Origin of the sequence: Pseudoxanthomonas sp. CF385, assembly GCF_900104255.1 — a bacterium.
Classification (GTDB): domain Bacteria; phylum Pseudomonadota; class Gammaproteobacteria; order Xanthomonadales; family Xanthomonadaceae; genus Pseudoxanthomonas_A.
Genome location: NZ_FNKZ01000002.1, coordinates 180,976 through 202,626 on the forward strand (window position 1 = coordinate 180,976; position 21,651 = coordinate 202,626).

Here is a 21,651-nt window from a genome sequence, read left to right on the forward strand (position 1 = left end):
TTCGCGAGATGGGAGATTGAAGACAGCGGACAGGAAGGCTGTGTTCGGGGAACCTGCGGCCGCGCCTCAGGCTCCCTGTCGTTTGGCGATGGTGATGCCGGCGGTGGCAGCGAGCGCGTCCGGATTCACCGGCGTCGGCGGACGGCCGGCATCCGGGCCTTCGCCGAGCGCGGCGATCAGGTTGTCGACGGCCAGCGACACCATCGCGCGGCGCGTGGCCAGGCTGGCGCTGGCGATGTGCGGGGTCAGCACGACGTTGCGCAGGGCCAGCAGTTCCGGGCGCACGGCAGGCTCGCCCTCGTACACGTCGAGGCCGGCGGCAGCCAGGCGACCGTTCGCCAACGCATCGGCAAGTGCGACTTCGTCGACGATGCCGCCGCGGGCGATGTTCACCAACGTGGCGGTGGACTTCATCTTCGCCAGTGCGGAAGCATCGACCAGATGGTGGACCTGGGGCGAATACGGCAGCACCAGGACCACATGGTCGGCCTGGGCCAGCAGATCGTCGAAGCCGGCGTAGGACGCGCCGCACTCGTGCTCGACGGTGTCCGGCAGGCGGCTGCGGTTGTGGTACAGCACGCGCATGCCGAAGCCGCGCGCGCGGCGGGCGATGCCCTGCCCGATCCGCCCCATGCCGACGATGCCCAGCGTGCTGCCATGCAGGTCCGCGCCCAGCAACGTGCTGAACGACCACTGCTGCCACTGGCCTTCGCGCAGCCAGCGCTCGGCTTCGGTGATGCGGCGCGCGGTGGCCATCAGCAGCGCGAAACCGAAATCGGCCGTGGTTTCGGTGAGCACGTCCGGCGTATTGGTGGCGACGATGCCGGCCGCGGTCAGTGCGGGGACATCGAGGTTGTTGTAGCCCACGCCGACATTGGCGATTGCGCGCAAGCCGGGGGCACCCGCGATCTGCGGCGCACCGATCTTCTCGTTCAGCGTGACCAGCGCGCCGGCGCTGTCGCGCAGCGCCTCGGTGATGGCCGCAGGGCTGTGTTCGGTGACGACGTCCGTCGCGTGCACGTCGAAGTGCACCGCCAACCGCCCGACGAGATCGTCGAACAGTGGCTGCGACACCCAGACGCGCGGCCGCGACTCAGCCATCGACGCTGCCCGGGACATGCGGCGGCACGTCGCCGACATCGCCGCATTGCGCGCGGTGGCGCAGCGCCTGGTCCATCAGCACCAGCGCCATCATCGCCTCGGCGATCGGGGTGGCGCGGATGCCGACGCACGGGTCGTGGCGACCGGTGGTGATGACGTCCACCGTGTTGCCGTCCACGTCCACGGTCGCCCCCGGCAGGCGCAGGCTGGACGTCGGCTTAAGCACGATGGACGCGGTGACCTGTTGTCCGGTCGAAATGCCGCCAAGGATGCCGCCGGCATGGTTGGACAGGAAGCCTTCCGGCGTCATCAGGTCACGATGTTCGGTGCCCTTCTGGGTGACCGCCGCGAAGCCGTCGCCGATCTCCACGCCCTTCACCGCGTTGATGCTCATCAGCGCGGCCGCGAGTTCGCCGTCCAGCTTGCCGTAGATCGGTTCGCCCCAGCCGGGCGGCACGCCATCTGCCACGACATTGACGCGCGCGCCGATGGAATCGCCCGACTTGCGCAGCGCGTCCATGTAGGTTTCCAGCGCCGGCACCTGCGCGGCGCAGGGCCAGAAGAACGGATTGTCTTCCACCGCGCTCCAGTCGAAGCCCTCGGGGGTGATCGGACCGAGCTGCGACAGGTAGCCGCGCACGCTTACGCCGAAGCGTTGCAGCAGCCACTTCTTCGCGATAACGCCGGCGGCCACGCGCATCGTGGTTTCGCGCGCGGACGAGCGACCGCCACCGCGCGGGTCGCGGATGCCGTATTTCTGCCAGTAGGTGTAGTCCGCATGCCCCGGACGGAACTGCCGCGCGATGTCGGCGTAATCCTTGCTGCGCTGGTCGGTGTTGCGGATCAGCAGCGCGATCGGCGTGCCGGTGGTGCGGCCCTCGTACACGCCGCTGAGGATCTCGACCTCGTCGGCCTCGCGGCGCGCGGAGGTGTGCCGCGACTTGCCGGTGGCGCGGCGCTCCAGGTCGTGGCGGAATTCCTCCGGCGCGATCTCCAGCCCGGGGGGGCAACCGTCGACGACGCAGCCGATCGCCGGTCCGTGCGATTCGCCGAACGTGGTGACCGTGAGGAGTTTTCCGAAACTGTTGCTGCTCAAGCGCCGCTCCGCGGATGGGAACTATCGGTGCCGGGTCTTCAAGCATCGCATACCGGCTGCCCTATTGTGCAGTGCGCCAACGCCGGCCGCGACGGTTGCAGGCGCAACCGCTGCGCGCGCGGCGCAGGATCCGGCGGCGTTATTTCCGGGTGGCGGCGAGCGCGGTGATGCGCGCGTTGTGGCGGATCAGCTCCGCGCATTCGACGGCGAAAATGCCCATCTGCCCCACCTTGAATTCGATCCAGGCGAACTCGACGTCCGGCAGCAGTTTCACCAGCGCGTGCTCGGATTCGCCGACCTCGCAGATCAGCAGGCCGTCCTGGCTCAGGTGCAGAGGCGCGTCGCGCAGGATCTTCAGCACGAGGTCCAGACCGTCGTCGCCGGCGCGCAGGCCGAGTTCCGGCTCGAAGGAATACTCCTTCGGCAGCGCGTCGGTCTCGTCGTTGGTGACGTAGGGCGGATTGGTGACGATCAGGTCGTAGTGGCGACCCGTGAGGCCGGCGAACAGGTCGGACTTCACGAAGTGCACGTTGTCCGCGTGCAGGCGCGCCTTGTTCTCGGCCGACAGGGCCAGCGCGTCGTCGCTGATGTCGACGCCGTCGACCTGCCAGTCAGGGTGGTAGTGGCCCATCGCGATGGCGATGCAGCCCGAGCCGGTGCACAGGTCGAGCGCGCGGTTGACCTCGCGACCGCCCAGCCAGGGCTCGAAGCCGGCCTCGATCAGCTCGGCGATCGGCGAACGCGGCACCAGCGCGCGCGCATCGCTCTTGAAGCTCAGCCCGGCGAACCAGGCTTCCCCGGTCAGGTAGGCGACCGGCACGCGCTCGTTCACGCGGCGCTCGAACAACGCCAGCACCTGTGACTTTTCCGCCAGGGTAACGCGCGCCTGGCCGTAGGACGGGCCCAGGTCCGGCGGCAGGTGCAGCGTGTGCAGGACCAGGAAGGTCGCCTCGTCCAGCGCGTTGTCGTAGCTGTGGCCGAAGGTCAGGCCGGCGGCGTTGAAACGGCTGGCGCCGTAGCGGATCAGGTCGATGATGGTATGCAGTTCGGCGGCGACGTCGGCGGTCATGGCAAGGCTTGTGAAGACGCCGGGACGGCGAAGGCCGCCGATTATAGGGGCTGCCCCGGTATCATGGCCGCCTTACCGCCGCGCCCATGCGGCCCCGGCCCGCGGGCCGTGCCCTCCTTCGTGGGAACCCCAAGCATGTTCAACAAGAAGATCGGCCTCATCCTCGTCCTGGCGCTGGCCGCCGGCCTGGGCCTGCTGGCCGCGCAGAAATTCTTCGGTCCGGTGACCCCGGCCGCGCAGTGGCCCGCCACCGAGGCGGTGACCCTGTTCCCGCAGGCGCGCCCGCTGCCGCCGTTCTCGCTGCGCCAGTCCGACGGCACCCAGCTGGCCGACGGGGAGCTGAAAGGCCACTGGACCCTGGTCTTCCTCGGCTTCACCTTCTGCCCGGACGTCTGCCCCACCACGCTGGCCGAACTGGCCCAGGCGCAGGCGCAGTGGAAGGACCTGCCCGACTCCACCCGGCCGCGCGTGCTGTTCGTGTCGGTGGACCCGGAACGCGACACGCCCACCCGCATCGGCGAGTACGCGCATGCCTTCCATGCGGACACGATGGCCGCGACGGCCGACGTGCCCACGCTGGAAAATTTCGCCAAATCGCTCGGCTTCGTGTTCATGAAGGTGCCCGGCAAGGGCTTCGAGCAGAACCCGAACGACTACAGCATGGATCACTCCTCCGCGATCGGCGTGCTGGACCCGCAGGGTCGGCTGGCCGGCCTGATCCGCCCGCCGTTCCAGCCCAAGGTGATCGCGGCTGACATGCGCGCGCTGACCGAGGCCTCTTCGAAATGAGCCTGCTGACCTCGCTGACCTACGTCCTGCCGCACCGTTTCCTGTCCTCGCTGGCACGCCGACTGGCGTACTCCACGTCGCCGGGCACCAAGCAGTGGCTGATCGACACGGTGACGAAGAAGTTCGGCGTCGACCTGTCCGAAGCGGCCGATCCCGACCCGCGCGCCTATCCCAGCTTCAATGCCTTCTTCACGCGCGCGCTTAAGCCCGGCGCCCGCGTGGCCGATGCCGATCCGCGCGCATTGCTGATGCCGGCCGATGGCCACATCAGCCAGTGCGGCCCGATCGAGGACGGCCGCATCTTCCAGGCCAAGGGGCAGTCGTTCACCGCGGCCGAGCTGTTGGGCGACGCAGAAGCCGCAGAACCGTTCCGCAACGGCCTGTTCGCCACGGTCTACCTGTCGCCGCGCGACTACCACCGCGTGCACATGCCGTGGACCGGCACGCTGCGCGAGACCGTGCACGTCCCCGGCCGGCTTTTCAGCGTGGGCACCGCCGCGGTCGCGCATGTGCCGCGCCTGTTCGCGCGCAACGAGCGCCTGGTCTGCCACTTCGACACCGACTTCGGCCCGATGGTCTCGGTGATGGTCGGCGCGCTGCTGGTCTCGGGTGTGGAAACGGTGTGGAGCGGCGAGGAAATCCCGGCCTACGGCACCGCGATCACCCGCAAGGACTACCGCGGCAAGGGCATCACGCTGGAGCGGTTCGCGGAAATGGCGCGCTTCAACTACGGCTCGACCGTCATCGTGCTGCTCCCGCCGGGCGTGGCAACGCTGGCACCGGAACTGCACGCCGAATCGCCGGTGCGCTTGGGTCAGCGGCTGGCGACGCTGGCCTGATCCTGATCGACCACCACCCGCACTGATCGCGCGATGCACCCCTGCGCGACCCAGTAGGTCGCCAGCACCCAGACGCTCGCCATTGGGATCGGTGCGCTAAACCGGTCGAGTGCGAGCAGCGCATCCGAGGTGACGAAGAACGCGCCACCGACCGCCGCGATGCGGGTCGATGCGTCGGAGTGCTCGCGCCACACGCTCGCCGCCTGCGCCGCCATGCCTGCCAACGCGACGACGTAGACGATCACCGGCAGCTTCAGTTCGTTCGGCAAGCCTGGCCACAGTCTCGCCAGCACCAGCGACGCCACGACGGCATAGACCGCGACAGGCCAGCGTACGCGCCACCACCCGCCGCGCCGGCGCAAGGCCACCAGATAGGCGAGATGGGCCAGCAGGAAACTGCCCAGGCCGAAGACGAAACCGTCGAACGGCAGCATCAGGAACACGTCGCCTGCCGTGGACAACACCAAGCCGATGACGATCCAGTGCCTGTATCGCCCTGCTACGCCCGGCTGACGCCATGCCAGCGCCAGGACGAGCAACGTCGTCAGTGGCTTGAAGACGTAGTGAAGGCCCCGCAGGCCTTCGACCTCGGCCCCCAGGATCGCCAATGCCGCGCTGGCGGCGATGGCGAGCATCCATCCGATGCGGTGGCCGTCCCTGGGCGTCGTCATCGGCTATTTCTTGCAGCTTTCCAGCGTGAGTTCCTGTCCGGGTCGCACGGCGTAGCCCGGGGCCTTCAGGTTGTTCGCGCGCGCCAACTTCTTCTGATCGCACTGGAAGCGCTTCGCGATGCGTCCCAGCGTGTCGCCCTTGGCGACACGGTAGTCGCGCGCCTGCTTGGCCTTGGGTTCGGCCGGCTTGGGCTCGCCGGTGGCGACCGTGGTCGGCACGCCGGCCACGGGCGTCACATCGCCCACGGCGACATTGCCGGTGAGCTGCGTGCGGCGGATGGCGGCCGCGGGGTCGGCGCTGACCAGGGTACGCGCCAGTTCGGCACGCGGCCCGCTGACGCAGTAGCGCGCGTAGAGACCAGCGATCCGCGCGTTCGCGTTGAGCAGGGTACCGGCCGGAATCCAGGTTTCCGCCTGGTAGCGGGGATTGAGGTTGCGCAGCGTGCGCATGTAACCCTCGCGCGTACCGCCGTTGCCGAGGCAGATGGTCAGCTCGTAGATCGAGGCGTCGCGCGCCAGCTTCAGGGTCGCCGGCTGCGCGTTGACCTTCGGGAACTCCAGCCCGTACTGGCGCGGGTGCAGGAACAGCCACGCCGCCGCGATGACCATGGGCACGTAGTCGCGCGTCTCGCCCGGGAACTGGCTGTAGACCACGTCGTCCCAGAAACCGAGGCCGCTGTTCTCGCGATAGACGCGCGCGGCACGGCCTTCGCCGCCGTTGTAGGCGGCCAGCGCCAGCTCGATGTTGTTGTTCAGCCCGCGCATGCGCTCGTTGATGTACGCCGCGCTGGCCTGTCCGGAGGCATAGGGGTCGTAGCGCGTGTCGAAGCCGCTGGCGTCGCGGCCGAGCCCGAAGCGGGCGCCGGTGTTGAACATGAACTGCATCGGGCCTGCGGCGCCCGCGCGCGAAGTCGAGTGCACCTTGCCGTTGGATTCCTTGGCCATGATGCCGAACAGCAACGCCTCGGGCAGGCCGCTGCGCTCCCACGCCGGATACAGCTCGGCGCGCATGTTCTGGTAGTTCTCGTAACTGTCGATCAGCGCGGGGCGCATGTCGGTCAGCCAGCGCCGGATGCCGGCCTGGATGGCGGGGTTGTACTCGACCATGCGGTCGAAGGCGTGCCGCTGGTCGTTGAGCAGGGCGGCGGTGCGTGCGGTCTCCGGCACGGCGGTGCCGACCGGCGTCGCGTGATCGGTGCCGTCGTCCAGCGCGTCGATCGCCTCGCCTTCCTCTTCCGCATCGGCCGTCCGCCCATCGGCGTTGTCCTTCAGCAAGCGCTTGTAGCTCGCCAGCAACGTATGCACCTGGCAGCCGCGCTGCTTGATGCAGGCGTCCAGCACGTCCTCCATGTCCTCCAGCGCTGCATCGCTCTCGGCGGCGCCACGCGGGTCGCTGTTGGCCACCAGCACCAGGCCATCGCGGTAGCGCTTCTCGGCGGCCGCCATGCGCTGCTCGAGCGCCTCCACCGCGGCGCGGTCGCGGGCGGAAACGCGCTGGGCATGGGAGACGGGCGATACCAGCAACAGGGACAGGGTGGCCACGACGGGCCAGTAACGCAGGCAGGCGGGAACCGCGAAGGACATCAGGTAGGCATCCAAAGTGTGAGTCGGGAGGGTAGCCCCGGCCGCGCGCCGCGGGCAAGGTCGGGCGTCATGGAATGTTCCACCGCCGCTCATCTCCTGCCGCTAGAATCGCGGCATCACCACGCGAGGTCGAACATGGATCCCATCCTGCTGGGCAAGGGCGTCACCGACGACATTCCGGTCACCCTGCAGCCGAAGTTCGGCAACCGCCACGGCCTGGTGGCCGGCGCCACCGGTACCGGCAAGACCGTGACCCTGATGACCCTCGCGGAAGGCTTCTCGCGGATGGGCGTGCCCGTGTTCATGGCCGACGTGAAGGGCGACGTGGCCGGTCTGGCCGCCGCGGGCGACGGCAGCGAGAAAGTGCTCCAACGCGCGAAGGACATCGGCGTCGCCGACTATGCGCCGAGTGCGAATCCGGTCGTCTTCTGGGACCTCTACGGCAAGCTGGGCCACCCGGTCCGGACCACCGTCAGCGAGATGGGCCCCACCCTGCTCTCGCGCATCCTGGAATTGAACGACACCCAGAGTGGCGTGCTCGACATCGTGTTCAAGCTGGCCGACGACCGCGGCCTGCTGCTGCTCGACCTGGAAGACCTGCGCGCGCTGCTGGGCCTGGTCGCTGCCGAACGCAAGGACATCTCCACCAGCTACGGCCTGGTCAGTACGCAGTCGGTAGGCGCGATCCAGCGTGCGCTGCTGCGGCTGGAGCAGGAAGGCGGCGAGATGTTCTTCGGCGAGCCGGCGCTGGAACTGGCCGACCTGATGCGCACGAATACAGACGGCCGCGGCGTGATCGGCATCCTGGCCGCGGACCAGCTGATCCTGAAACCGCGCCTGTATTCCAGCTTCCTGCTGTGGCTGCTGTCGGAACTGTTCGAGACGCTGCCGGAAGTCGGCGACCTGGACAAGCCCAAGCTCGTGTTCGTGTTCGACGAAGCGCACCTGCTGTTCGACGACTCGCCGCCGGCACTGCAGCAACGCATCGAGCAGGTCGTGCGCCTGATCCGCTCCAAGGGCGTGGGCGTGTACTTCTGTTCGCAGTTCCCGGACGACGTGCCGGACAACATCCTCGGCCAGTTGGGCAACCGCGTGCAGCATGCGCTGCGCGCCTTCACCCCGCGCGACCAGAAGGCGGTGAAGACCGCCGCCGAAACGTTCGTACCGAACCCCAAGCTCGACGTGGCCCAGGCCATCTCCAAGCTCGGCACCGGCGAAGCGCTGGTGTCCACGCTGCAGGACAAGGGCATCCCCTCGCCCGTGCAGCAGACGCTGGTATCGCCGCCGCGCTGCCGCATGGGCGCCATCAACGAGGCCGAACGCCAACAGGTGCGCAACGGCAGCCCCGTCGGCGGGAAGTACGACACCCGCGTGGATCGTGAGTCCGCCGCGGAAATGCTGGCGCAGCGCGCCGAGGCCACGACGCAGGCGGCGCAGGCGCCGCCTGCGAAGACCGAACAGGACGACCCGGACGCCGGCGGTTTCGGCCAATCGGTGAAGGACGCCGTGTTCGGTACCAAGCGACGCCAGGGCATGATCGAGACGATGGCCAAGCAGACCACGCGGACCATCGGCACCAAGCTGGGCAACCAGATCGTGCGCGGCATCCTGGGCAGCATCTTCGGCGGCCGCCGTTGACCGCACGCGCATGAAGTGGCTTGTCCTCCTGCCGGGCATCGCCGTGTCGCTGGCGGCTTCGGCCGCCAACCCGACGCCGACGACCTTCGCCGGCCCGTTTTTCGGCAGCCTGCCGTCTGCGACCTGCGTGATGCAGGACGTGTGGCTGGACCTGCGCGCTGACGGGCACTACATCCTGCAGGCGCACTGCCAGGACGACCTGCAGGCCGCGCCGACGCGGACCGGGCGCTGGTCGGTGACCTGGAACGGGACCTGCGTGCAGCTCGCGCCGGACGACGATCGGCCGGCACAGGAGTTCGCCATCCACGACGACGACCTGCTGGTGCTGACTGCCGGCAGCTGCGTCGAGCCCATCGAAGATCCGCGAGGGCGCACGCTGCGACGCGCGGCTACCGCGGGGGCTCGCTGAGGTGTCGCGCTGGCGCCCGCCGGGCGAGAAAAGCACCGCCCTGATCACCCGCGAAGGCCACGACCGCTTGAAGGCCGAGCTGGACGACCTGTGGCGCGTCAGGCGCCCGGAGGTGGTGAAGGCGCTCGCCGCCGCCGCCGCCGAGGGCGACCGCTCAGAGAACGCGGAGTACACGTACCGGAAGAAGCAACTCGGTGAGATCGACCGGCGCGTGCGCTACCTCAGCAAGCGCCTGGAAGTGCTGCGGGTCGTCGACACCGCACCCAGCGATCCGGACGCCGTGTTCTTCGGCGCCACCATCGAACTGGAGAACCTCGCCAGCGGCGAGGCCTCGCGCTACCGCATCGTCGGCCCCGACGAGACCGACGCTGCCCGCGGCTGGATCAGCATCGACTCGCCGATGGCGCGTGCGCTGCTGAAGAAGCGCATCGACGACGAGTTCGCCGTGGAGCTGCCGGGCGGCATCACCCAGTTCATCCTCGTGGATGTCAGCTACGCGGACTGATCCTCACGACGGCCGCGGGTAGACGCGACCTTCCCTCCGCGGCCGGAAATAGTCTTCCTGCGCATAGAACGCCTCGCTCTGCCCCGCGTGCCAGCCCGGGATACCGGCCAGCGGCAGCGGCCGCAGCGTGGAGGGTGTGGTGAGGACCGCACCGGTTGAAATCGACTCGGACGCGCGCGCGACCGCGTCGGGCGAATCGTCGAGCACGACCACGCACTTCCCGACCAACAGCCGACCCGGCACCAGCATCTGCTCCATCAGTGCGTGCCCCACCACCGCAGCGATCGCGATGTCGCCGTTGCGCCAGCGTGCGGCATTCGCATGGAACAGCGCCGTCCATTCGTGGCGGTCCCACAGGTCCAGCAGCATCGGGGCACGCACCTGCACGATGACGCCGCTTTCATCGAACTGGGTCAGCGCCTGCTGCGCGGGACTGCGCTCATGTGTGCCCATCGCCGCGATGTGCCGGCACTGCCGCTGGTTGAGGGCCTGCTTGAGGGCCGGGTGACGCATCCAGACCAGTGCGTTGAACAGGTCGTGCCAGTTCTCCGCCCGGGTGGCGATGCGCCCCTGGGCGATGCGGGCTTCGTAGTGCAGTCCGTCGGCGAGCACGGCTGCGTCCTGCTTCACGAAGCCCGGTCCCGACGACGGCATCCGCGCATTGAGGGCGTCGATGTCCGGCCATCCCGGGGCCGTCATCAAGTCCAGGTACTCGTCGTATCCGTCGAACACCGGATGCCGGAAACACACGGCATCCACGTGTCCGCGCAGGGGTGCGACGAAGCGACGCCGGCCCTCGCCGGCGTGGGCGACCGTCGCTGGCGCGGTCACAGCACCTTGACGTCGAGCGGCCTGCCCGCCGTTTCGACGATGGCGTCGCCGAACAGGTCGTGTTCGTCGCTCTCGGTGATCTCCACGTCGACGAACTGGCCCACGCGCAGGCCGGCTTCACCGCCGTTCTGGATATGCACCAGGCCATCGATCTCCGGCGCATCGGCCTTCGAACGCGCCACCGCGATGTCGTCCTCGATCAGGTCCACCAGGCACTGCTGCACGGTGCCGATCTTGGCTTCAAGGCGCGCAGCGGAGATCTCCGCCTGCTTCTCCATGAAGCGCGCCAGGCGCTCCTGCTTGAGCTCTTCCGGCACCGGGTTGGGCAGCAGGTTCGCCGCCGCGCCTTCCACCGGCGAATAGGCGAACGCGCCCACGCGATCCAGTTGCGCTTCGTCGAGGAACTGCAGCAGTTCTTCGAACTCCTGGTCGGTCTCGCCCGGGAAGCCGACGATGAAGGTCGAGCGCAGGGTGATGTCGGGGCTGATCGAACGCCAGCGCTTCACGCGCTCCAGCGTCTTTTCGACGGCGCCGGGACGCTTCATCAACTTGAGGATGCGCGGGCTGGCGTGCTGGAACGGGATGTCGAGGTACGGCAGCACCTTGCCTTCGGCCATCAGAGGAACGACGTCGTCCACGTGCGGGTACGGGTAGACGTAGTGCATGCGCACCCAGGCATCGAGTTCGCCCAGGCCTTCGCACAGTGCCTTCATGCGCGTCTGGTAGGCCTTGCCTCGCCACTCGCGCTCGGCGTACTTCACGTCCACGCCGTAAGCCGAGGTGTCCTGAGACACCACCAGCAGCTCCTTCACGCCGCCGCGCACCAGGCGCTCGGCCTCGCGCAGGACGTCGTCGACGGGACGCGACACCAGGTCGCCACGCATCGACGGGATGATGCAGAAGCTGCAGCGGTGGTTGCAGCCTTCGGAGATCTTGAGATACGCGTAGTGCCGCGGCGTCAGCTTGATGCCGTAGTCCGGGACCAGGTCGACGAACGGATCGTGCTTCGGCGGCAGCGCGGTGTGCAGCGCCTCCATCACGCTCTGGTAGTCCTGCGGGCCACTGATCGCGAGTACGTCCGGATACTGCTCCCGGATCTGCTCCGGACGCTTGCCCAGGCAGCCGGTGACGATGACCTTGCCGTTCGCGTTCATCGCCTCGCCGATCGCGTCCAGCGATTCGGCCACCGCGGAATCGATGAAACCGCAGGTGTTCACCACCACCACGTCCGCCGCGTCGTAGGTCGGCACGATGTCGTATCCCTCCACGCGGAGCTGGGTGAGGATGCGTTCGGAATCGACCAGGGCCTTCGGGCAGCCGAGGCTGACGAAGCCCACCTTGGGGTTCTGCAGGGACATGGGAAGTACGGCGGCGGCGTGTACGGGGCCGCGGATTATAGCCTCCGCCCGCCGGCGTCCCCGCCCGGGCCGTTCAGCCTGCACGCAGCCCTTCCGCGGGGCGTCCTACACTGTGCCGCCGTCACGACCGGACCGAACGCATGGGCCAGTGGATCCCCTTCGACTCTCCGCACGGCCGCATACACGCCTGGCGCGCCGACCCCGAGGGAGCCCCGCGCGGCGCGCTGGTCGTGGTGCAGGAGATCTTCGGCGTGAATCCGCACATCCGGACCGTCGCGGAGGGCTTCGCCCGGGAGGGCTATGTCGCGCTGGCGCCCGCGTACTTCGACCCGATCGAACCTGGCATCGAACTCGGCTACGACGCCGACGGCATCGCACGCGGGAAAGCCCTGATCACCGCATTGGGGCTGGAGCGCGCAGCCGACATCACCCGCGCCGCCGCCGACACGCTCATGGACCAGGGAAAGGTGGGCACCGTGGGCTATTGCTGGGGCGGCACCGTCGCCCTGCTGGCCGCCCTGCGACGGGGCCTGCCGTCCGTCAGCTACTACGGTGCGCGCAACCTGCCTTTCCTCGAGGAAACGCCGAAGGCGCCGGTGATGTTCCACTTCGGCGAACGGGACACCTCCATCCCGCCGGCGATGGTGCAGGCGCATCGGGACGCGCTGCCGCAGATGGAGGTCTTCACCTACCCCGCCGGCCACGGCTTCAACTGCGACCTCCGCGCCGATTACGATCCCGTGAGCGCGCGCCTCGCACGCGAGCGCACACTCGACTTCTTCGCACGGAACCTCGCATGACCGACTTCGCCCTCGACCCCCGCCTGGCTGCCGACAGCGTTTTCATCGCCGACGGCCCGCTTTCGCAGGTGCGCCTGATGGATGACACGCGTTTCCCCTGGCTGGTGTTGGTGCCCCGGGTCAACGGCGTCAGCGAATGGCTGGAACTGGAAGGCGGCCAGCAGCGCCTGCTGCTTGCGGAGATCAACCAGGCCGGGCAGCTCCTTCGCGCGCAAACGGGCGTGCAGAAGCTCAACATCGGTGCGCTCGGCAACATCGTGCGGCAGTTGCACATCCACCTGGTGGGACGCCACGAGGGCGACGCCGCATGGCCCGGTCCGGTGTGGGGCAGCGGCAGCGCGGTGCGTCATGAATCCGCGGCGCTGCAGGCCGCGTTGGACGCCTGGCGCCAGCGCCTGGCGTGACGCGTCAGGACGCCTTGACGACGCGCGTGCCGGCGATGAGATCGTGCAGGCAGCGTTGGTCGGCGCGGAAGATCATGAGCGAATCGACCAGCACGTAGATCAGGCCGAGGCAGGGAAGATTCGCGATCGCGTGCGTGGGCAGGTAGCGCTTCAGCAACAGGTCCGCCAGCGCGGGTTTGTTCCCCTGCAGGTCAACGATCTTCAGCGACAGCAGCTTCTTGCCCCAGGTCTGTCCCGTCATCTGCAACGGATAGCCCTGGATCAGCACGAAGAGCACGAATCCCACGACCGCCCACATCAGCGTGGTGCCCAGCGGCATCAGGCCGAACCCGCCCGAGCGTCCCGCTTCGAACGCGGCTTCCCAGAAGCCGCCCATGAACATCAGCGGCACCATCAACACCAGGGCGATGACGCCATCGATCAGCACCGCGACCAGGCGCAGCGCGCGGTCGGCCGGATCGAGTCCGCTGACGGATGAGGACGCAAGCTCAGCGTCGGGGCTGCGATAGGGATCCTGCGGCATTGGTGGCGGTGCGTGCATCGTGCGTCCTTGCGTTGCGTCGGAGGAATCAGGTGCGCGGCAGCGTCACGCCGGTCTGGCCCTGGTACTTGCCGCCGCGGTCCTTGTAGCTGGTCTCGCAGACGTCGTCGGCATCGGACTGGAAGAACAGCATCTGCGCCACACCCTCATTGGCGTAGATGCGCGCCGGCAGCGGCGTGGTGTTGCTGAACTCCAGCGTCACGTGCCCCTCCCATTCCGGTTCCAGCGGGGTGACGTTGACGATGATGCCGCAGCGCGCATAGGTGCTCTTACCCAGGCACACCACCAGCGTGTCACGCGGGATGCGGAAGAACTCCACCGTGCGCGCCAGCGCGAAGCTGTTCGGCGGGATGATGCATTCGTCGGCCTCGATGTCCACGAAACTCTTGGGGTCGAAGTGCTTGGGGTCGACGATGGTGGAGTTGATGTTGGTGAACACCTTGAACTCGCGCGAGCACCGCACGTCGTAGCCGTAGCTGGAGGTGCCGTAGCTGACGATGCGCTCGCCGTTGGCCTGTTTCACCTGCCCCGGCTCGAACGGCTCGATCATGCCCTGCTGCTCGGCCATGCGGCGGATCCAACGGTCGCTCTTGATGCTCATGCAAATCCTGGTCTGGTGGGGCGAAGGCCGCGCGGGTGGCGCGCGGCGGACGGGGAATTGTAGGGCGGGCCCCGGCCCGCCGTCTGCGGCGGTCGCTAGACCAGCGAGGAGACGATGGACAGCGGCGCGCGCGGACGTTGCGCCAGGGTGGCGGCCATGACCCGCGCCGTCTGCCGGTAGGCCTGCGCCACCGCCGAATCGGGCGCGGCGACCACGACCGGCTGGCCGGCGTCGCCCTGCTCGCGAATGACGATGTCCAGCGGCAGGGAGCCCAGCAGCGGCACGCCGTACTGCGCGGCCATGCGCTCGCCCCCGCCCTGGCCGAAGAGGTGCTCGACGTGGCCGCAGTGGGAGCACGTATGCACGGCCATGTTCTCGACGATGCCCAGCACCGGCACTTCCACCTTCTCGAACATCTTCAGCGCCTTCTTCGCATCCAGCGTGGCGATGTCCTGCGGCGTGGTGACGATGACCGCGCCGGCCACCGGGATTTTCTGGGCCAGGGTCAGCTGGATGTCGCCCGTGCCCGGGGGCAGGTCGATCAACAGGTAGTCCAGGTCGCCCCAGAGCGTGTCGTTGAACAGCTGCATCAGCGCGGAAGTGGCCATGGGGCCGCGCCAGATCATCGGCGTGTCCTGGTCGACCAGCAGGCCGATGGACATCGCCTCCACCCCGAACGCCCGCATCGGCTCGATGGACTTGTTATCCGGACTGTCGGGACGCCCGGACAGGCCCAGCATGGCGGGAAGGCTGGGACCGTAGACATCGGCGTCCAGCAGCCCGATGCGCGCGCCTTCGGCTGCCAGGGCCAAGGCGAGATTGACGGCGGTCGTCGACTTCCCCACCCCACCCTTGCCCGATCCGACCGCGATGACGTTGCGGACGCGGGGATGGGGGGACAGGGTGCCTTGGACGGCGTGGGTGCGGGGCCTGTCATAAACAGTCTTGATATCAGTCACTTGTGAAGCTCGGGTGTCGTTCGAATCGCACCATTGTCTCATTCAGGCGCGGTGACGCTGACCTCAAGCGAACCTGAACGAACCCAGCGCACTCATGACTTTTGGTCATGCAGAGGAAAGAATAATGTGTTATGCGGATTACATTAATTTCATGTTAACGTCGAATGCAGGACGCCCTTGTGCGGCCTGGATCACGGATTGATCCGCTTCGGGGTCGCTTCTCGTTCGGATTTTTAGGGGATTCACCAACATGAACTACGGAAACGCGAAAGCGCTCCGTCGCAGCCGTCTTTGCGCGGCATTGATTGCGGCGATTGCGCTGCCGGGCGCAGGCCATGCGCTCGCTCAGAACGCTGACAGCCAGACCCAGGCGCCCGCGCAGGGCGAAGCCAGGACCCTCGACAAGGTGACGGTGACGGGTTCCCGCATCGCGCGTTCGCAGGTGGAAGGTCCCTCGCCGGTCACCGTCATCAGCGCCGAGCAGATCGAGGCAGAAGGCTTCGTTAGCGTCAACGACGCGCTGAAGACGCTGACCCAGAACTTCGGCGCTGTGCAGAACGAATTGAACTCCGCCGGCGGCTTCACGCCGAACGGCAGTCCGGTCAACCTGCGCGGCCTCGGCCCGGGCCGCACCCTGTTGCTGATCAACGGGCGCCGTGCCGCCGATTACCCCTTTCCGTACAACGGACAGAGCAATTTCCAGAACTTCGGCAACATCCCAACCGCCGCGGTCGATCGCATCGAACTCGTCGCCGGCGGTGCGTCCGCGATCTACGGATCCGACGCCGTGGCAGGTGTCGTCAACGTCATTCTGAAGAAAAATTACGAAGGCAACGTCCTGCAACTGCGCACGGGCACCACCACCACCGGCGGGGGCGACTACCTCGACCTGCAGTGGGTCGGCGGCAAGACGGGCGACAATTGGTCGATCACCTACGCACTGCAGAAGTTCAACGACGAGACGGTATACGCCTACCAGCGCGACTTCATGGACTCGCGTGCTGACAATCCGCTGCCCGATGCCGACCTCGGCCCCGTCCCGGTATCCACGCTGCGCATCAGCCGTACGGGCACCAACACGCCGAACACCTACATCGCACCGCCGACAGGCGCATGCGCGCGTTTTGGCGGCGAATACGTGGATTACACATTCCGCACGCGTTACACCGCCCCCAACCCCCAAGCCGGTCAGCTCTATACGCTGGGCAACGCCTGCGGCTACTGGACGGACGTAGGCTACCAGTCGATTGCGAACGGCAACGACGACTATGCCGGCTATCTCTTCGCCAACCTGGATCTTTCCAATGGCATCGAGCTTTGGACGAGCGCCCAGGCCTACTATTCGAAATCGGACCTGACGGGTGGTCTTGAAGCAATTCTCGGTCCGCACACGGACGGCGTCGGCGTCACCCAGACGTTCTTCGCAACGAACCCCACGATCAATTCCAACGTCACCACGCAGCGCATCCTGACTCCGCAGGAAGTAGGCGGCATCGAGGCCACGCAGCAGAAGTTCACCGAAAAGTCGTTGGACGTCGCAGTAGGTGCACGCGGCACATTCGGCGAGCGGTTCGACTGGGACTTCACCCTCGGCCGCGCGGACTACAAGGCGGATCGCACCCGACCGCGTCTGGATGGTTCCGCCGTGACGGAGTGGTTCTTCGGCCAGCGCCTCAACACCACCGGCACGCCGCGCTACCTGATCAATCTGGATCGCTGGTACACCCCGCTAACCCCCGAGCAGTACCGCAACATGTCGTCGATCCTGAAGTACGACGCGCATTCCTGGGTCAACCAGGCCAGCTTCGTGCTCTCTGGCGATCTGTTCGAACTGCCGGCCGGTCCGCTGGGCTTCGCGGCGGTCGTCGAAGGCACGAGCCAAGGCTACAAACTGCGTTCGCCTGAGGGCATCCTTCCGACGAACCGCACCGTCTACAACCTGACCGGCACCAACGGTGGCGGCGAACGTGACCGCTACGCGATCGGTGCGGAGTTCCGCATCCCGGTGTTCAGCATGCTCAACCTCAGCGTGTCGGGCCGCTGGGACAAGTACGACGACATCACCAATGTCGATGACGCCAAGACCTGGGGCGCGGGCCTCGAGTTCCGTCCGCTGGATAGTTTGCTTTTCCGCGGCAACTACGCCACCAGCTTCAAGGCCCCGGATATGCACTTCGTCTACAACGAAGGCAGCGGCAGCTTCTCCAACGTACTGGATACGTACCGTTGCTTGAATGCGGGACTTGTCGCCGGATCGTCGACGTGCGCCACGACGACGTATACGTACTCGATGTTCGCGACCAGCATGGGCGAGCCTACGTTGGAAGAGGAAGAGGGCAAGTCCTGGTCGGCGGGCCTGGTATGGGATATCACGGACTCTCTGTCCATTTCGGCGGATTACTACGACATTCGCCTGGAAGGCGCCGTCACGACGTTGAGCAGCACCTTCATCATCGACGCGGAAGGTGGCTGCCGCACCGGCTTGACGCGCAATCGCAACCCCTACCAATTCGCGCTGGACTCGGCGTTTTGCCAGGAGATCCTGAGCCGCGTCACCCGTACGGCAGCCCCGGGCGAGCCGACGGACCGCGTCACCGGCATCCGCAGCGGCCCGGTCAACCAGGCCTACCAGCGCGTGACCGGTATCGACGCCGAGGTCAACTGGCGTCTCGATACGGATCGCCTTGGCGACTTCCGTTGGCAAGTGGCGTGGACGCATACGCTCAAGAGCCAGCGCCAGACCTTTGCGACCGATGCGTTGGAAGAGGATTGGCGTGACGATTTGACCAACTTTGACTTCCGCAGCCGCGTGCGGGGCTCGGTGGGTTGGTCGCGGGATGACTGGTCGGCGAACGTGTTCGCGACGCGCTACGGCTCCTTGCCGAACTGGCAGGAAACGGGTCGCATCGCCCCATACATCGTCTGGAACGTGAATGTCGGCAAGGAAATCACCGAGAACCTGGACCTGACGCTGTTCGTGAACAACGTCTTCAACAAGTTCCACCCGGAAGACGCGGGCTACAACACCTACCCCTACTTCTGGCGCGCCTACAGCCCCATGGGCCGCGAGATCTCGGCGCAGGTGGAGTACAGGTTCTAAGCATCACCCTCGCTATCGCAACACAAGCCCGGTGGCGACACCGGGCTTTTTTTCTGCCCGAGAGGCCCCCGGGCAGCAGTCTCAAACACTAATGAGACCACCGGGACCCAGTTAAGCCAAGTACGAAGCGTGACGGCACGCATGTCTCGCGAAGCGCAAAAGGCCAAATTTGTGACTTTCGTCACTAAAAATTCAGTAATTTAAATAACATCTCCATATGCTAGGCCCCTTCACGACGTGTTAACGTCGGGTTACGAGGACGTTCATGTGCGACCTGACTGAGGGACCAGTCCATTGGGCCGCATCCATAGACAGCTTTAGGGGATTCACAACACATGTCAGTTCGCCACACGAATGCGCTCAAGCGCAGCCGCCTGAGCGCCGCATTGTTCGCGGCCATCATCCTTCCGACCGCCGCCAGCGCCTTTGCCCAGGAGGCCGCGTCCAGCGACGCATCCCAGCCGACCTCCACCTTGGACAAGGTCACGGTCGTCGGTTCGCGCATCAAGCGCACCGAAGTCGAAGGCCCTGCGCCCGTCGTCGTCATTTCGCGCGACCAGATTGATCGCGAGGGCTTCCAGACGGTCGGCGACATGCTGCAGACCCTGACGCAGAACACGACGGGCTCCTTCACAGGTGATCTGGCCGTCACCGGCTTCACTCCGAATGCCCAGGTGGTCAACCTCCGCAACCTCGGCCCGGGCTACACCCTGACCCTGATCAACGGTCGCCGCCCCGCCCAGTACCCCCAGCCCTACAACCGCGACAACAATGTCGTGAACGTCCGTGCGATCCCGTCCGCGATGGTGGAGCGCGTGGAAGTGCTGACGGGCGGCGCATCCGCCATCTACGGTTCCGACGCCGTCGCCGGTGTCGTGAACATCGTGCTGCGCGAGAACTTCGACGGCACGATGATCCGCGGCACCGTCGGCACGACGGTCGCAGGCGGCGACTCCGCCAAAATCGAACTGAGCGGCGGCCGCACCGGCGAGCGCTGGAGCACCACGTTCGGCGTGCAGGCCGGTGTCGAGGAGCCCATCTGGGGCTACCAGCGCGACTTCATGGCCGACACCCGCAATGGTCCGCTGGGCGCGCAGTTCACCAACCCGGCGCTGTCGCTGGCCGCGCTGCGCATCAATACCGCGAACAGCGCCCTGACGACCAGCGTCTACTATCCCGGCCAGGAAGTCTGCGATCGCTTCGGCTACACGACGGTCACGACGGCCGCGCGCGGCACCTACTGCGGTGGTTTCACCCAGTCCGCCTCACGCACCATCACCAACTCCGACAAGTATTTCGCCCTCTACAACCACTCGACCTTCGACATCACCGACAACACGCAGCTGTTCGGCAGCGTCAATGTCTACAAGAGCGATGCCGAGTCGAGCTCGGGCACCGAGTTCTGGTCCACGTCCTCCAGCCCGTTCAATCGCACGCAGCCGACTGCGCTGTCGCCGCTGGGTAGCCAGCTGCCTGGCTACTACGACGCGAGCCTCGGTCAGTTCACCTTCCTGCAGCGCGTCTTCAATCCGTTCGAACTGGGTGGCAACGAAGCCGCCACCACCATGTACGACGAGCTGACGTGGGATGCGCTCATCGGCGTCAAGGGCACCTTCGCGGATCGTTTCGACTGGGAAGCCACCTTCTCGCACGGCCGTTACGAGTACGAAGCCGACCGCCCGCGCCTGCTCGCCAAGGCGGTGCACGACTACTTCCTGGGCCCGCTCCAAGGCTGGCGCGCATCGCCGCAGGGCACGCTGTATCCGATCTATTCGCTGAACCTCGAGCACTGGAACAACCCGATCACGCCTGCGATCTACCAGTCCCTGTCGACGCGCGCGGTCAACACCGCGGTCACGACGTCCAGCACCGCCAACTTCAACGTCGCCGGCGACCTGTTCGAACTGCCCGCCGGTGCGGTGAGCTTCGCCGCCGTGCTGGAAGCCGGCCGCCAGACGTTTGATCTGAACAGCGATCCGCGCACCAGCGCAACGCGCCCGTACGACGACCAGACGATCTTCAACCTGAGCAGTTCCGGCCGCACGTACGGCGAGCGCAACCGTTATGCGCTGGGAACCGAGGTGCGCGTGCCGATCCTCGACAGCCTGACCGCCAACCTGGCGGGTCGCTACGACAAGTACGACGACATCACCGCGGTCGATGACGCCGTCACCTCGATGCTGGGTCTGGAGTGGCGCCCCTTCAGCAACCTGCTGCTGCGCGGCTCGTACGCCACGAGCTTCCGCGCTCCGGACATGCAGATGGTCTTCGCGGAAGGCGCCGCATCGTTCGCCGCCGCCGTCGACCAGTACGCCTGCCGCGCAGGCGTGGGTGTGGCCAGCGCCCTCGGCCCGCGCTCGCTGGGCGTGTGCCAGACGACGCCGTCCGATCCCACGGTCTACACCATCCAGACCGCCATCGCAGGCAACACGCTGCTGGAAGAGGAGAAGGGCACGTCGATTGGCTACGGCTTCGTGTGGGACATCGTCGACGACATGTCGCTGTCGGTCGACTACTACCGCATCAAGCTGGAAGACCAGGCGCTGAACCTGCCGCCGGCGACGCTGCTGGCCGACGAAGCCAATTGCCGCATCGGCAGCTACGCCAACGGCACGCCGTTCGAGTATGGATCCAGCTCGGTCTATTGCCAGAACGTCTACAACCTGATCCAGCGCGCGGGCGGCACGACCGATGGCCCCATCCAGCGGGTGAATTCGGCGTACATCAATGCTTCGCTGACCGATACCAGCGGCATCGATGCCACGTACAAGTACCGACTGGACACCGATCGCATCGGCACCTTCCGCCTCGATCTGGGTTACTCCATTGTGCTTACCAACAAGTACAAGCAGAGCGACGACGACCAGTTGATCGACTACCGCGACACCGCCAGCCTGTACAACTCGCGTAGCCGCGCCCGTGGCTCGTTGAACTGGACGATCGGCGACTGGTCGACGACCGTGTTCGGCGTTCGCTACGGCACGGTCCGCAACGCCGCCGGCGCGGACTTCACCAACGCAGCGGGCGTCTACTCGCCGCTGCGCCTGAAGCCGTACATGCTCTACAACCTGGCGGTCGAGCGTAAGTTCGGCGACAATGTCCGCGCCACGCTGCAGGTGGCGAACGTGTTCAACAACCAGTACCGCTACGACTCGAGCCAGGGTTACCCGTTCTTCAACGCGTACAACGGCTCCGACCCGTACGGTCGCCGCTTCAACCTGTCGGTGGCATACTCGTTCTGAGTACCGATGGATGCTTCACCAAGGGCCCGGTCTTCCGGGCCCTTGCTTTTGGGGAACCGCAATCGGGCCGGGGAAGCGGCCCGTGGCGCCAACAACACAGTCCGGGCATGCGAT

At 66.8% G+C, this 21,651-nt stretch carries 19 protein-coding genes; 9 read left to right on the forward strand and 10 right to left on the reverse strand.

Annotated elements, in window-relative coordinates; translation table 11 throughout:
- Window positions 1-66: 66 nt before the first annotated feature.
- The 3 genes from BLT45_RS11060 to prmB all read right to left on the reverse strand — a co-directional run bounded on the left by BLT45_RS11060 (window position 67) and on the right by prmB (window position 3,266).
- Complete coding sequence (locus BLT45_RS11060) at window positions 67-1,101, reverse strand: 2-hydroxyacid dehydrogenase (RefSeq protein ID WP_093301919.1); 1,035 nt, start codon at window positions 1,099-1,101, stop codon at window positions 67-69.
- On the reverse strand, window positions 1,094-2,197 hold the full coding sequence (aroC, locus tag BLT45_RS11065; RefSeq protein WP_093299551.1) for a chorismate synthase: 1,104 nt from the start codon (window positions 2,195-2,197) through the stop codon (window positions 1,094-1,096). The genes BLT45_RS11060 and aroC overlap by 8 nt, the downstream gene beginning before the upstream one ends.
- A gap of 139 nt (window positions 2,198-2,336) precedes the next feature.
- The gene (gene prmB / locus BLT45_RS11070) at window positions 2,337-3,266 is read right to left on the reverse strand and encodes a 50S ribosomal protein L3 N(5)-glutamine methyltransferase (protein ID WP_093299556.1); all 930 of its coding nucleotides are present in this window, start codon (window positions 3,264-3,266) and stop codon (window positions 2,337-2,339) included.
- A 135-nt stretch (window positions 3,267-3,401) separates the two neighbouring features.
- Between prmB and BLT45_RS11075 the strand changes: the two genes are divergently transcribed.
- Window positions 3,402-4,055 (forward strand): SCO family protein, encoded by a 654-nt coding sequence (locus BLT45_RS11075; RefSeq protein WP_093299561.1) that lies wholly within the window; start codon window positions 3,402-3,404, stop codon window positions 4,053-4,055.
- Window positions 4,052-4,894 (forward strand): archaetidylserine decarboxylase, encoded by an 843-nt coding sequence (gene asd / locus BLT45_RS11080; protein ID WP_093299566.1) that lies wholly within the window; start codon window positions 4,052-4,054, stop codon window positions 4,892-4,894. The genes BLT45_RS11075 and asd overlap by 4 nt, the downstream gene beginning before the upstream one ends.
- Here the strand turns inward: asd and BLT45_RS11085 are convergent.
- A complete protein-coding gene (locus BLT45_RS11085) occupies window positions 4,870-5,565 on the reverse strand; it encodes a lysoplasmalogenase (protein ID WP_254771864.1) in 696 nt (231 codons plus the stop codon). The two genes, asd and BLT45_RS11085, sit on opposite strands and share 25 nt — an antisense overlap.
- A gap of 3 nt (window positions 5,566-5,568) precedes the next feature.
- Entirely contained in the window at window positions 5,569-7,149 is a 1,581-nt protein-coding gene (locus BLT45_RS11090; RefSeq protein ID WP_093301923.1) for a transglycosylase SLT domain-containing protein, read from the reverse strand.
- A gap of 69 nt (window positions 7,150-7,218) precedes the next feature.
- Here BLT45_RS11090 and BLT45_RS11095 point away from each other — a divergent pair, with 69 nt between their 5' ends.
- From BLT45_RS11095 to greB, 3 genes are read left to right on the forward strand one after another with little or no spacing between them, the layout of a single operon-like run.
- Complete coding sequence (locus BLT45_RS11095; protein ID WP_139188002.1) at window positions 7,219-8,787, forward strand: helicase HerA-like domain-containing protein; 1,569 nt, start codon at window positions 7,219-7,221, stop codon at window positions 8,785-8,787.
- A gap of 10 nt (window positions 8,788-8,797) precedes the next feature.
- Window positions 8,798-9,196 (forward strand): copper resistance protein NlpE N-terminal domain-containing protein, encoded by a 399-nt coding sequence (locus BLT45_RS11100; RefSeq protein WP_093299586.1) that lies wholly within the window; start codon window positions 8,798-8,800, stop codon window positions 9,194-9,196.
- Window position 9,197: 1 nt separating this feature from the next.
- On the forward strand, window positions 9,198-9,701 hold the full coding sequence (greB, locus tag BLT45_RS11105; protein ID WP_093299589.1) for a transcription elongation factor GreB: 504 nt from the start codon (window positions 9,198-9,200) through the stop codon (window positions 9,699-9,701).
- Window positions 9,702-9,704: 3 nt separating this feature from the next.
- On the opposite strand, the gene BLT45_RS11110 is transcribed toward greB, so the two are convergent.
- Both BLT45_RS11110 and rimO read right to left on the reverse strand, forming a co-directional pair.
- A complete protein-coding gene (locus BLT45_RS11110) occupies window positions 9,705-10,532 on the reverse strand; it encodes a DUF3025 domain-containing protein (protein WP_093299594.1) in 828 nt (275 codons plus the stop codon).
- Complete coding sequence (gene rimO, locus BLT45_RS11115; protein ID WP_093299600.1) at window positions 10,529-11,890, reverse strand: 30S ribosomal protein S12 methylthiotransferase RimO; 1,362 nt, start codon at window positions 11,888-11,890, stop codon at window positions 10,529-10,531. Before rimO ends, BLT45_RS11110 begins: the two co-directional genes overlap by 4 nt.
- A gap of 140 nt (window positions 11,891-12,030) precedes the next feature.
- On the opposite strand from rimO, the gene BLT45_RS11120 reads away from it, so the two are divergent.
- Together BLT45_RS11120 and BLT45_RS11125 are read left to right on the forward strand one after the other, a co-directional pair.
- On the forward strand, window positions 12,031-12,690 hold the full coding sequence (locus BLT45_RS11120; protein ID WP_093299605.1) for a dienelactone hydrolase family protein: 660 nt from the start codon (window positions 12,031-12,033) through the stop codon (window positions 12,688-12,690).
- Complete coding sequence (locus BLT45_RS11125; protein WP_093299608.1) at window positions 12,687-13,094, forward strand: HIT domain-containing protein; 408 nt, start codon at window positions 12,687-12,689, stop codon at window positions 13,092-13,094. Before BLT45_RS11120 ends, BLT45_RS11125 begins: the two co-directional genes overlap by 4 nt.
- 4 nt (window positions 13,095-13,098) lie before the next feature.
- Here BLT45_RS11125 and BLT45_RS11130 read toward each other — a convergent pair whose 3' ends face one another.
- From BLT45_RS11130 to apbC, 3 genes are all read right to left on the reverse strand, one after another.
- A complete protein-coding gene (locus tag BLT45_RS11130) occupies window positions 13,099-13,635 on the reverse strand; it encodes an RDD family protein (RefSeq protein WP_093299613.1) in 537 nt (178 codons plus the stop codon).
- Window positions 13,636-13,663: 28 nt separating this feature from the next.
- Window positions 13,664-14,236 (reverse strand): dCTP deaminase, encoded by a 573-nt coding sequence (gene dcd, locus BLT45_RS11135; RefSeq protein WP_093299617.1) that lies wholly within the window; start codon window positions 14,234-14,236, stop codon window positions 13,664-13,666.
- 95 nt (window positions 14,237-14,331) lie between these two features.
- Window positions 14,332-15,237, reverse strand: coding sequence for an iron-sulfur cluster carrier protein ApbC (gene apbC / locus BLT45_RS11140; protein ID WP_093299622.1), 906 nt, complete (start codon window positions 15,235-15,237; stop codon window positions 14,332-14,334).
- 208 nt (window positions 15,238-15,445) lie between these two features.
- On the opposite strand from apbC, the gene BLT45_RS11145 reads away from it, so the two are divergent.
- Both BLT45_RS11145 and BLT45_RS11150 read left to right on the forward strand, forming a co-directional pair.
- The gene (locus tag BLT45_RS11145; protein ID WP_254771865.1) at window positions 15,446-18,295 is read left to right on the forward strand and encodes a TonB-dependent receptor plug domain-containing protein; all 2,850 of its coding nucleotides are present in this window, start codon (window positions 15,446-15,448) and stop codon (window positions 18,293-18,295) included.
- A 335-nt stretch (window positions 18,296-18,630) separates the two neighbouring features.
- Window positions 18,631-21,537 (forward strand): TonB-dependent receptor domain-containing protein, encoded by a 2,907-nt coding sequence (locus BLT45_RS11150; RefSeq protein WP_093299632.1) that lies wholly within the window; start codon window positions 18,631-18,633, stop codon window positions 21,535-21,537.
- The last annotated feature ends 114 nt before the right edge of the window (window positions 21,538-21,651 follow it).

Excerpts from the sequence above, each read along its gene's own strand:
- BLT45_RS11060 (WP_093301919.1), bottom strand. The coding sequence starts at position 1,101 with ATGGCTGAGTCGCGGCCGCGCGTCTGGGTGTCGCAGCCACTGTTCGAC.
- prmB (WP_093299556.1), bottom strand. The coding sequence starts at position 3,266 with ATGACCGCCGACGTCGCCGCCGAACTGCATACCATCATCGACCTGATC.
- BLT45_RS11075 (WP_093299561.1), top strand. The coding sequence starts at position 3,402 with ATGTTCAACAAGAAGATCGGCCTCATCCTCGTCCTGGCGCTGGCCGCC.
- asd (WP_093299566.1), top strand. The coding sequence starts at position 4,052 with ATGAGCCTGCTGACCTCGCTGACCTACGTCCTGCCGCACCGTTTCCTG.
- BLT45_RS11085 (WP_254771864.1), bottom strand. The coding sequence starts at position 5,565 with ATGACGACGCCCAGGGACGGCCACCGCATCGGATGGATGCTCGCCATC.
- BLT45_RS11090 (WP_093301923.1), bottom strand. The coding sequence starts at position 7,149 with ATGTCCTTCGCGGTTCCCGCCTGCCTGCGTTACTGGCCCGTCGTGGCC.
- BLT45_RS11095 (WP_139188002.1), top strand. The coding sequence starts at position 7,219 with ATGGAATGTTCCACCGCCGCTCATCTCCTGCCGCTAGAATCGCGGCAT.
- BLT45_RS11100 (WP_093299586.1), top strand. The coding sequence starts at position 8,798 with ATGAAGTGGCTTGTCCTCCTGCCGGGCATCGCCGTGTCGCTGGCGGCT.
- rimO (WP_093299600.1), bottom strand. The coding sequence starts at position 11,890 with ATGTCCCTGCAGAACCCCAAGGTGGGCTTCGTCAGCCTCGGCTGCCCG.
- BLT45_RS11120 (WP_093299605.1), top strand. The coding sequence starts at position 12,031 with ATGGGCCAGTGGATCCCCTTCGACTCTCCGCACGGCCGCATACACGCC.
- BLT45_RS11125 (WP_093299608.1), top strand. The coding sequence starts at position 12,687 with ATGACCGACTTCGCCCTCGACCCCCGCCTGGCTGCCGACAGCGTTTTC.
- BLT45_RS11130 (WP_093299613.1), bottom strand. The coding sequence starts at position 13,635 with ATGCACGCACCGCCACCAATGCCGCAGGATCCCTATCGCAGCCCCGAC.
- dcd (WP_093299617.1), bottom strand. The coding sequence starts at position 14,236 with ATGAGCATCAAGAGCGACCGTTGGATCCGCCGCATGGCCGAGCAGCAG.
- apbC (WP_093299622.1), bottom strand. The coding sequence starts at position 15,237 with ATGAGACAATGGTGCGATTCGAACGACACCCGAGCTTCACAAGTGACT.
- BLT45_RS11145 (WP_254771865.1), top strand. The coding sequence starts at position 15,446 with ATGAACTACGGAAACGCGAAAGCGCTCCGTCGCAGCCGTCTTTGCGCG.
- BLT45_RS11150 (WP_093299632.1), top strand. The coding sequence starts at position 18,631 with ATGTCAGTTCGCCACACGAATGCGCTCAAGCGCAGCCGCCTGAGCGCC.